Source organism: Microcystis sp. LEGE 08355, from assembly GCF_015207185.1.
Lineage (GTDB): Bacteria > Cyanobacteriota > Cyanobacteriia > Cyanobacteriales > Microcystaceae > Microcystis > Microcystis panniformis.
In genome coordinates this window covers 1-10141 of record NZ_JADEXI010000121.1, presented here as the reverse complement: position 1 = coordinate 10141, position 10141 = coordinate 1, and the positions used below count along the sequence as shown (strand labels likewise).

10 protein-coding genes and 1 pseudogene are annotated in these 10141 nt (G+C 50.9%); 2 read left to right on the top strand and 9 right to left on the bottom strand.

Going from position 1 to position 10141, the window contains the following annotated elements:
- Positions 1-375: 375 nt before the first annotated feature.
- The 8 genes from IQ242_RS08515 to IQ242_RS08480 all read right to left on the bottom strand — a co-directional run bounded on the left by IQ242_RS08515 (position 376) and on the right by IQ242_RS08480 (position 7992).
- Positions 376-1092, bottom strand: a complete 717-nt coding sequence (locus IQ242_RS08515; protein WP_193959668.1) for a cadmium resistance transporter — start codon at positions 1090-1092, stop codon at positions 376-378.
- Between the two features lie 136 nt (positions 1093-1228).
- Positions 1229-2320: a calcium/proton exchanger gene (cax, locus tag IQ242_RS08510; protein WP_193959667.1), complete on the bottom strand. Its 1092-nt coding sequence runs from the start codon at positions 2318-2320 to the stop codon at positions 1229-1231.
- A 72-nt stretch (positions 2321-2392) separates the two neighbouring features.
- Positions 2393-3190: a phosphate ABC transporter ATP-binding protein PstB gene (pstB, locus tag IQ242_RS08505; RefSeq protein ID WP_193959666.1), complete on the bottom strand. Its 798-nt coding sequence runs from the start codon at positions 3188-3190 to the stop codon at positions 2393-2395.
- Positions 3191-3247: 57 nt separating this feature from the next.
- The gene (gene pstA, locus IQ242_RS08500; RefSeq protein WP_061430480.1) at positions 3248-4144 is read right to left on the bottom strand and encodes a phosphate ABC transporter permease PstA; all 897 of its coding nucleotides are present in this window, start codon (positions 4142-4144) and stop codon (positions 3248-3250) included.
- Between the two features lie 6 nt (positions 4145-4150).
- Positions 4151-5095: a phosphate ABC transporter permease subunit PstC gene (gene pstC / locus IQ242_RS08495; RefSeq protein WP_193959665.1), complete on the bottom strand. Its 945-nt coding sequence runs from the start codon at positions 5093-5095 to the stop codon at positions 4151-4153.
- A gap of 20 nt (positions 5096-5115) precedes the next feature.
- Positions 5116-6114, bottom strand: a complete 999-nt coding sequence (locus IQ242_RS08490) for a PstS family phosphate ABC transporter substrate-binding protein (RefSeq protein WP_193959664.1) — start codon at positions 6112-6114, stop codon at positions 5116-5118.
- 20 nt (positions 6115-6134) lie between these two features.
- On the bottom strand, positions 6135-7208 hold the full coding sequence (locus IQ242_RS08485) for a sulfate ABC transporter substrate-binding protein (protein ID WP_193959663.1): 1074 nt from the start codon (positions 7206-7208) through the stop codon (positions 6135-6137).
- 109 nt (positions 7209-7317) lie between these two features.
- Positions 7318-7992 (bottom strand): cadmium resistance transporter, encoded by a 675-nt coding sequence (locus IQ242_RS08480; RefSeq protein ID WP_012264446.1) that lies wholly within the window; start codon positions 7990-7992, stop codon positions 7318-7320.
- Between the two features lie 240 nt (positions 7993-8232).
- Here IQ242_RS08480 and IQ242_RS08475 point away from each other — a divergent pair, with 240 nt between their 5' ends.
- Positions 8233-9471: a sulfonate ABC transporter substrate-binding protein gene (locus IQ242_RS08475; RefSeq protein ID WP_193959662.1), complete on the top strand. Its 1239-nt coding sequence runs from the start codon at positions 8233-8235 to the stop codon at positions 9469-9471.
- Positions 9472-9612: 141 nt separating this feature from the next.
- On the opposite strand, the pseudogene IQ242_RS08470 reads toward IQ242_RS08475, so the two are convergent.
- Positions 9613-9919, bottom strand: a pseudogene (locus IQ242_RS08470) (zinc ribbon domain-containing protein); the annotation flags it as partial.
- A 105-nt stretch (positions 9920-10024) separates the two neighbouring features.
- Between IQ242_RS08470 and IQ242_RS08465 the strand changes: the two are divergent.
- Positions 10025-10141, top strand: a 117-nt coding sequence (locus IQ242_RS08465) for a transposase family protein (protein WP_193959661.1), incomplete at its 3' end; no start/stop codon positions are given.

Sequence of the window (10141 nt, the reverse complement as noted above, 5' to 3'; positions counted from 1 at the left end):
AAGTCTGTGGACTCTGTGTAAGACAGTACATGGTTTTTTAACTGTGGTATGCGACGGTGGTGGAAGCAGAAACTTAAATCGTGAGGTTTAGGAATCGCCGCACTTTTAGGGCGGCGAGGATGTCAATCTAGTCATTTCAGATAAGTCTGATATACTCTAGTGGTCTGTCAAGATTGAATTGAAGGATAAATCTACCCCTGTTCCCTCTGCTTCCCCTGCTTGTCTCAACCCGTTATTTTAGAATTGACAGACCACTAGACCGATGAAACCCTGTCAATCCCTCGCCTGAGTGCGATGGGAGCGTCAATCGCCAGAATTACCCTGAGAATTACCCCCTTGGGATGGGACTATTCTGCCCAGGAAATAAATGGTACTTTATTTTTTTGCAAGTTCCTGACTGCGACCGACGATCGCCCAGAGATAGCTAATTGCTAAGGCCAAAAACGCCAGGGGAATACTTTCTTTGACGATAAAAATCCCTAAACCGATCAGCACACAGGGAACAAAGGTACTTCCCTGACTGGTTAAGATAGTGGCGATGGTCGGCACGCTGGTCAACCCGTAGGCGATCGCACACCAAACCCCCACCAGAATCAAAAACACGCTGACGATAACGATCAGACTTGTCACGGTACTACTGGCAAACAGGGGAACGTAAATGCCGATATTATCGCTGCCGTTGGCGACGGTCAACGCGGCCACGCTATAGGTGCGCGGGTCAAACCAACCACCGAAGGGTTTACCCTGAGCTACGCCGAAGGGGGAATGTTTCGCACCCTCTAAGTCCAATTCGACATTCTCCGGCTCTTCCTCCTTCTCCTCTTCTTTGAGAAGGGAAACGATGCCGAGAATCACAGGAACGAGGCCTAGATAGCGAATCCACGGGTTAGGGATGAGAAAACACCCGAAAAACCCCGCTAAACTGGCAATAACCAGCAGACTAAAGCCGATATACTGACCGATGACGATATCGCGATGACGGAAGAGTTTCCCCGTTTGGCTGAAGAGAATCGTCAGGATCAATATATCGTCGAGGTTGGTGGCGACGAATGCCGCTACACCGGTGGATATCGCGATCACAATCTCGATCATCGTTTTTCTCCTTAAGATGGCCGTCGGGTTCGTCCGTTCGTTATACCTTGTTCGGCTTTTCCTTCAAAGGTTCGGCAACGCCAGAATTTTACTACCTATCCCGATCGAGAAACTGTATTTCCCACGACCGATCGCTTTATCCCGGTGCGGGATGGAAAAAGAAAGCGAGGGTGATCACTGCGTAGGTGGCGACGAGTAATATACCCTCTAGCCAGTTCGAGCGACCGTCGTTACTGATCGAGTTAGTCAGCCAGACGGCGACGGCGACGGCGACCAATTCAAACGGATCGAAATCGAGAGCCATGGGCTGACCGAGGAAATAACCCGCAATCACGAGGACGGGTGCGACAAAAAGTGCGATTTGCAGACTCGAACCGACGGTGACAGAAACCGCCAGATCCATTTTGTCTTTTAAGGCAACCCTAACCGCAGTGGCGTGTTCGGCTGCGTTGCCGATAATTGGCAGCAGGATCACCCCTGTGAAAAGGGTTGTTAATCCTAATTCGCTCGTGGCTTCCTCTAGGGTATTAACTAACAATTCCGATTCGATCGCCACCCCGAGGGTCACGAGCAGTAATATCCCCACCCACAGCCAGAGATTCGGCTTTTTTACGCTTACGGCTTCCCCCGACTCTTGATCGAGATCGGCAACCCCCACCTCGTAAAGATAGGTGTGGGTCTTCATCGAAAACAGCAGACTCAGACCATACACAAAAATTAATACCACCGCCACCGCTACCGAGAGACGCTGGAGGACGATCTCCTGGATTGCGGCGGAAGTGTATTGAACGGTCGTGGGTAGGAGGATCGCAGCGACGGCGAGATTCATCGACGAGGAATTTAAACGGGCGGTCACGGGCTGGAATTTCTGTTCTTTATAGCGTAAGCCGCCGAAAAACATCGATAAGCCCGTTACCAGCAGCAGATTCCCGATAATCGAACCGGTAATCGTTGCTTTCACCACCTCGATCAAACCCTCTTCCAGGGCGGCGTAGGCGAGAATTAATTCGGTGGCGTTGCCGAAGGTGGCGTTCATTAAACCGCCAAGATTAGGACCGACCACGACGGCGATTTCCTCGGTTGCCTTTCCCATGTAAGCGGCCAGGGGAACAATCGCTAGACAGGCACTCAGGAAAACGATCGTCACGTCCCAATGGAGGAAATTCCAGGCGATCGAGATCGGGACAAAAACCAACAAAATAGCGAAAATCCAGTCCTTTCTATTCATAGCAATGGGTGTCTCGGCATAAAACCGCGCACGGTTTTGAAAAACAGACTATCGGCTTTTTTTCTGTTTCGATTACCCGAATCGCCCAGTAATATACTCCCGGGCCTCGTCGGTTTGCGGATTGCCGAACATAACTTCCGTGGGGCTGAATTCGACTAATTTCCCCCGGCGTTTCCCGAACGAATCGGTTTCGGTGTTAAAAAATGCCGTCCAGTCGGCGATCCGCGATGCCTGCTGCATATTGTGGGTGACGGTGATGATCGTGTAACTTTCCTTCAGTTGTAGGCACAATTCCTCCACCTGACGGGTAGAAATGGGATCGAGAGCCGAACAGGGTTCATCCATCAATAAAACATCCGGCTTCATAGCGATTGCACGGGCAATACAGAGGCGCTGTTGCTGTCCCCCCGATAGTGCCGTTCCTTTTTCTTTCAGTTTGTCCTTTACTTCCTCCCAGATCGCCGCCTGCCGCAGGGAATACTCGACCAATTCGTCCAGATTTCCCTGATAACCGTTGGTTCGGGGCGCGTAGGCGATATTCTCGTAAATGCTCTTGGGAAAAGGGTTGGGACGTTGGAAAACCATCCCCACCTGTCGCCGTAACTTGACGGCGTTGACCTGCGAATCGTAAATATTCTGATTTCGGTAGAGTAATCTTCCCTCCACCTTGGCACCGGGGATCAGATCGTTCATTCGGTTAAAGCAGCGCAAGAGGGTACTTTTCCCGCAACCGGACGGGCCGATAAAGGCGATGATTTTTCGTGCGGGAATTTTAATATGAACGTCCACAAGAGCGAGAAACCCGTTATAAAAAACTTTGACTCCTTCTGCATCGAAAACACTGTGATCGGCGTTAAGGTGGGTAGTCATGGCAAAAATTCTCCTGAGTGTGATTAAACGATTGGTTAAGAGGGAAAAGTGGAGCCATCAAGGTTGACTCGATTGGGAATAATGTTGACGTAGATAGATAGCGATGGCGTTGAGGGCGAGAATTAACAGGATCAGAACGATAATCGCGGCCGCCGCCGCATTGGCAAAACCGGGTTCGGGACGGGTGATATAGCTGAAAATTTGAATCGGTAGTGCCATAAAGCGTTGGAATAAACCAGGATCGAAAGTGAGGAAACTAACCGCGCCGACGACCATTAAGGAAGCCGCGTCCCCGATCGCCCGCGACACGGAGATAATCACCCCCGTGAGAATCCCTGGCACCGCGTAGGGTAAAACATGGTGTTGGATCGTTTGCCATTTGGTACTGCCTAGACCGTAGGAGGCTTGGCGTAGGGAATCGGGAACCGCCCGGATCGCCTCCCGCGCCGTGACGATAATCACCGGCAGCGAGAGAAGCGCAAGGGTTAACGCGCCGGAAATCAGCGTCGGGCCAAAATTGAGCAGATAGTTAAAAACCGCTAATCCTAATAAGCCGTAGACGATCGAGGGAACCCCGGCCAGATTGCCGATATTCACCTCGATCAGTGCCGTCCACCAAGTTTTCGGGGCGTATTCCTCTAGATACAAAGCCGACCCGACCCCGATCGGCACCGCCACGAGAAGCACGATAATTCCCAGATAGAAACTACCGATGATCGCCGGACGGATACCGCCCCTTTCCGGGAAACGGGAAGGCGTTTCCGTGAGGAATCCGGGGGTTAAGAGTCGTCCGAGTCCATCGTGGGCGATATTCAACACCAACAGCGCCAGAACGAACAAACCGATCAGTAAACCGAAGAGGAAAAGATACTCGCAGAATTTGCCGATCGCCTCGCGGCGTTCGAGATGGTCGATAAATTCAACGGTATCGGATTTGACAGAGGATTTAACCATGGGAAATCAATCGTATTTTTCTTTAAAACGGTGGGATATCCAGTAACTGGCTAGATTCAGCACCAGCGTGATCAGAAAAAGCAGCGCGCCGACCGCGTAGAGGGTTTTAAAACTGAGACTGCCCCGGGGCGCATCTCCCCCGGAAATCTCGGCCATAAAAGCGGTCATCGTGGCGATCGACTCGAAGGGATTGAGGGTAAGCCGGGGTTGCGAGCCGGCGGCGATCAACACCGTCATCGTTTCCCCCACCGCCCGGGACATTCCCAGAATAATCGAGGCCATGATCCCGGAGAGGGCGGCGGGGAGAACCACTTTAAAAATCGTTTCCAGCTTGGTAATTCCTAGGGCGTAGGAACCCTCGCGCAGGGAACGGGGAACCGCTCGGATCGCGTCTAAACTAATCGATCCCACCGTGGGAGTGATCATGATCCCCATCATTAACCCGGCGCTGAGAGCGTTAAAAATCTCGACGGGGAAAAGATTCCGCAAAGTGGGCGTGACAACGAGTAGGGCGAAGTACCCGTACACCACCGTGGGAATCCCGGCCAGCAGTTCCACCGCAGGGCGTAAAATCGCCGCTAGGTTCGGTTTCGCGTATTCGGCGAGGTAGATCGCGGAGGATAGGCCTAAAGGAACCGCGACGGACATAGCGATCGCTGTGGTTAAAAATGTCCCGTTAATTAGCGGCCAGATACCGAAATGAGGGGTGGCGAACAGTGGAGTCCAACGGGTATCGAGAAAGAATTGGGCGAAAGATACCTCTTGAAAAAATCCCCAGGTTTCACTAAAAATAATCGCCACGATGCCGATTGTCGTCGCCACGGAAACGAAGGCGCAAGCGAAGAGAATGACCGCGATTATCTTCTCTTGAATATCGTCGCCGGGGTGCTTGAGGAGTGAATTATCTCCCGCGAAAAAAGAATTATCGAAAGAACTCGGGGTTAAGGTCATGGTTTAACAAAATTCCTTTTTTAGATAAAGTTCGTGATCGGTTCTCCCGGTTTAGCTTTGCCAAATTTCGATCCCGTTTCCCCGCGCTCGAATTTCCGCAGGGTTTTGACGTAGGCCTCATCAGGTAAAGCGACGTAACCCACGCCATCGACCCATTTCCAGGAATTTTCTAAATAGAAGCGCACGAATTTTTCCAGGGATGGATTCGTTTTTAAATTATTCTTGTTGACGTAGATAAACAGGGGACGGGAAAGGGGATTATAGATATTGCGGAGAACGTTATCGATGGGAACCGGTTTGACGCATTTTCCTTCATTGTTTTCGATCGCCACCAAGTTCAATCGATCTTGGTTCTGCATATAGAAAGAGATGCCTAAATAGGCAAGCGCGGATGGATTGCCGATCACCCCCTGCACGAGCGCGTTTTGATTGCGGTTCGGGGTGAAATCCGTACGGCTATTTCTCCGTTTTCCCGTAATCGCTTGGGTGAAATAATCGAAGGTTCCCGTATCGGAAGGCGGGGCGAAAAGTAATAATCTCTCGTCGGGAAATTTGGGATTAATCTGTTTCCAACTGGTAATCCTACCCTCCGCTTTCGTGTTCCACATTCGATCGAGTTCTTTAATCGTTAAACACTTGGCGAATTGATTTTTTTTATTGACGATCACCGCCAATCCGTCGATCGCCATCGGTAATTCCAGAAATTCCACGCCGTTTTCCCGACATTTCTCGATCTCTTCTTTCCGGATCACCCGCGATGCCCCAGCAATGTCGAGATTTCCGGCGCAGAACTTACTAAAACCGCCCCCGGTTCCACTGGTGGCGACGCTTACCCGCGCTTCGGGATGGATTCTCTGATATTCTTCGGCAACGGCGAGGGAGAGGGCAAAACCCACCGCGCCGCCGTCGATCGAGACTGGTGGTTGTTTCTCGGCCGAGTCGGCCGGACGACCGCAACCGGCCAGGGAATTACCGGCGATCAGAAGGGAGATCAGGAGAAAATAATGGGAGAATTTCATAGATTAAAGCGGGAAAAATGTTAGGAAGCCGACTGGTTTTTAATCTGCTCAAAGATGCCGTTATTGGCCAGAAATTCCTTTTCGATCAACGTCCAACCGCCGAGATCTTGGGCGTTGAAAAGGGTCTCCACCGGCGGAAATTGTAATCCTTCATCCTTGGCCACGAAGGGATTGACCGATCGATAGCCCAATTTGGCGAATTCCTGTTGTGCCGGCTCGGAATAGAGGAAATTCACAAAGGCCTCGGCCACCTCTCGCGTGCCGTGTTTATCGACATTTCTATCCACCACCGCCACGGGATTATCGATCGAGATATTGACCGAAGGGACGAAGTAACTGGTATCGGGTTGATTTCTTGCCGCTAGAATTACCTCGTTTTCGTAGGTGACTAAAACATCCCCCTTTCCTTCTTGGAAAAAGGCATTGCTGGCTTCCCGTGCGTCCCTGGCCAGGGTGGGAATCTTTTCATAGACTTGGCGGACAAAATCCCATGCCTGTGCTGGTTCGCCCCCCGTTTGCGTCACCGAACCCCAGAGGGCTAATAACTGCCAAATAGCGATCCCGGAAGTTTTCGGATCGGCGGATAGAACTGTAACGTCCTCTCTAGCCAGATCCGCCCAGGATTGGATATTTTTCGGATTTCCCGCCCGCGTCACAATCGCCGCAACCGATTGACTCACCACTCCCCTTCTCGGAACCCGATCTTCCCAACCGCGATGGATTAACCCCGCGTCGGCGATGCGCATCACGTCTAGAGGTAGGGCTAGATGTACCACGTCCGCCTCTTGTTTCCCTGCGTTCACGTCATCGGCCTGGGCTAGGGAACCGCCGTAACTCCGCTGGAAAATGACTTTTTGGTTATGCTCTTTCCGCCATTTCTCGACGAATTTCGGGATAATCTGGTCGTGAGCGGCTTTCGTGACCGAAAAGGAAACGAGATTCAGTTTCACCTCCGGTTTCGAGGCTATTCCCCCGCAGGAGGCGAGGGCGAGACTTGCCAACAGTCCCACTAACAGGAAGGAAAGGAAGCTCCTCCCCGATAAGGAACGAAAGGGACGAAACAGCGATCGAATTGGCAACAGTGATACATTCATCGGGATTTTCTCGATAAGGTTGCTCTAAACCAACTAATTTTTTCTTCTCTCTTGCTCAATTCTGACCCCCGTGGGAGCCAAAGATTTGCGATTTTTACAGGGGTCTAATTCACCCGGTGGGAATCAACAGGCGATAGGAGCCGTTATCGAGAATAATCCGTAGGCCCAACCACATCAGCACAAAGGGGAAAAGCTTACTCGCATAACGGCTGAGGACAACCGCGATCCCCGGTTGGCGGGTTAGATTATAGGAGAGAAATAACCAAGTACAGACGATTAGATAGCAGATCGGGATGATTACGGCTAACTGCGCCACGGTACTATTGGCGAATAGGGGAATGTAGATACCGAGATTATTGCCGCCATTGGATATCGTGACCGCGGAAACTTTATAGGTTTGGCGATCGCTGAAGACTTGACCGAGGGATAGTCTGCGGGAGGCGAATCCGTGAAATCGGGCGTTTCTTCGCAAATTCACCTTGCGATCTGCGGTTTCCCTCTCGTTATCGCGATTTAACGTCAGTAAATTTCTCACACCGATGAGGATCGGCAAGATTCCGAGAAGACCGATATAAATCGGCGGGATGATTAAGCCGAGTAGAAAACCCAGCAAGCTCACCGATACTAAGGCCGTAAACCCGACTAGCTCGCCGACGACGACGTGAACCGGGCGAAAGGTACGATTTACCTCGCTAAAGAAGCCGGTTAGATAAATATTGTCGTCGAAGGTGGTGGCTATGCCGGTGGCCACCGCGATTTTGACGATTTCGATCAACCAATCCATCCATACCACCTCGATCTCTCAAATGCGGGCGCAATTTCACTTTAAAACTATATCATTTTCAATACATTTATAAATGTACTTTGTTACACAATCGAGGAGTCGTGGATTTCTATAGTATGTAGATAAAACTAATGGAACCTCTCCCGCTTGCCCTGAGCCAAGTCGAAGGGATCAAGTTGGGAAACCCTTCCCTCTTGTCTCCTTTCCCGATAAAAAATCTTGTTTTCTGCGAGAAATCCCATGCTCCACCGTTCGATCAAGTGTCTCTGGAAACCGTGGCGAAATTGGCGGGCAGCTCTTCCCGCGCTGCTTTTTTTGACCAGTCTGGTCGGGAGCTTTCTCCTGGCTGGATTTTCCGACACGATCGCCGTCGGTCAAAATTCTCGATCCGATAACCCGATTCTGAACCTCGTCGATAGCTTTAAATTCCCCCGAAATACCACTCCCCGGCTATTGGAAACCGTGGGATTATTTATCGCTGGAATTCTCTTCTGTATCGCGATCGATCGCTGGTTCAAGCGCTCGACCCCCTCCGATATCACTCCCCTCGCCAAACAAGCGCGGCGGTTAGGAACCCTCAAGATCGGCTATCCCGAGGGTATGACCAATCTGGAAGTTCTCCGCGCCCAGGCCTTTCTGGAAAGACGCTTAAAACCCTTTGGGGTGACGGTAACGTGGACGAGTTTTCTGGCCGCTTCCTCTCTGATCGAGGCCTTGAGCAACGGAACGATCGACTTCTGCGGTGGTGGCGGTACGGCGAGTATTTTCTCCCAAGCGGCGGAACACGTCTTCGTCCGGGTAGCCAAGGAAAAATATACCGCCCCGAAAGGTCAGGCGATTCTCGTGCCTGAGGATTCGCCAATAGAGACGTTGGCGGATTTAAAAGGAAAAAGAATCGCCTTCGATCGAGGTTCGAGCGCCCATTACGTCCTCATCCGCGCCCTGATGAGAGTGAATCTAGAATTAAGCGATATCGAACCGGTGTATGCGACTCAACCGGAAGCACTGGTGCTTTTTCGTCGCGGTGAGATCGACGCTTGGGTGGTGTGGGTTCCCTACTCGCCCACCGAGACGCGCACCTATCCGGGAAGATCGGTGGCCGATCTAGAGAGTATATTCGGGGAAAACGCCTCTCTAGAAGTGCCGACCTATTATTATGCGGTTCCCGAATTGGTACGGGATTATCCCGATGTACTGAAGGTGATTTTAGAAGAGGTGAACGAGGCGGGTGCCTGGGCGAAACAACAGGAGTTAGAGGCGACGAGACGCTTGGCAGCTCACCACGAGATCGATCCAGCGATCGTGACTAATCTCGAACAACGGGCCTCTGAACGTGCCATTATCCCGATCGACGATCGCTCTCTGACGGCCCTACAACACCAAGCTCATATCTTCCGAGACCTGAAGCTGATCCCCCATCGGGTCAATGTGCGCGACGGAACCTACACCCTACAAACAAAACAAAATTGGACCTATTAACCCGACGGCAATATTTTGGGCATTGTCAGATCAGAAGAGGAAAGATGCAATGCTCCGGTGCTGATTCGGAGCATCTTTCAATTTGACAACGCCAAAATTTGACATCCTCGCCGCCGTAAAACGGACGGTGATTCCCAAACCTCACGATTTAGGTTTCTGCTTCTTTCCCGAAGGATTTTTCGCACCTGCCTTAACAGATTTACTCTGTTCTGGTCTTATGGTCGCGACCCGGACTGACACCGCAAGCCCTGCGGCCAAAATATTTTTACTGGCGTTAATATCTCGGTCATGGTGAGTCCCACAGTCTGGACAATCCCACTCTCGAACATTTAACGGCATTTTCAAGGGCAATATACCCACAATTACTACACCGCTTAGAACTGGGAAACCATCTATCTATTTCGAGGTAATTTCTCCGGTACCAACGGCATTTATAGGCTAATTGTCGCCCCCCCCTGCCCCTAGGGCTGTTTCATTCTCCCATCAGAATATCAAAAGTAAAAGCGATCACTGTCTTTGTAAAATGAGAAGTGACTGGCAACTTTTTAAATATATGTTGAGCTTAATAGAAAAACTGAAACAAGTCAAGGACTTTCGGAAAGATCAAGGAAAAAGACACCCTTTATGGATAGTATTAGTAGTAATAATACTGGGAACAATGCTAGGATAC

Coding starts and splice junctions, on each gene's coding strand:
- IQ242_RS08515 (WP_193959668.1), bottom strand. CDS start 1,092: ATGATCGAGATTGTGATCGCGATATCCACCGGTGTAGCGGCATTCGTC.
- cax (WP_193959667.1), bottom strand. CDS start 2,320: ATGAATAGAAAGGACTGGATTTTCGCTATTTTGTTGGTTTTTGTCCCG.
- pstB (WP_193959666.1), bottom strand. CDS start 3,190: ATGACTACCCACCTTAACGCCGATCACAGTGTTTTCGATGCAGAAGGA.
- pstA (WP_061430480.1), bottom strand. CDS start 4,144: ATGGTTAAATCCTCTGTCAAATCCGATACCGTTGAATTTATCGACCAT.
- pstC (WP_193959665.1), bottom strand. CDS start 5,095: ATGACCTTAACCCCGAGTTCTTTCGATAATTCTTTTTTCGCGGGAGAT.
- IQ242_RS08490 (WP_193959664.1), bottom strand. CDS start 6,114: ATGAAATTCTCCCATTATTTTCTCCTGATCTCCCTTCTGATCGCCGGT.
- IQ242_RS08485 (WP_193959663.1), bottom strand. CDS start 7,208: ATGAATGTATCACTGTTGCCAATTCGATCGCTGTTTCGTCCCTTTCGT.
- IQ242_RS08480 (WP_012264446.1), bottom strand. CDS start 7,992: ATGGATTGGTTGATCGAAATCGTCAAAATCGCGGTGGCCACCGGCATA.
- IQ242_RS08475 (WP_193959662.1), top strand. CDS start 8,233: ATGCTCCACCGTTCGATCAAGTGTCTCTGGAAACCGTGGCGAAATTGG.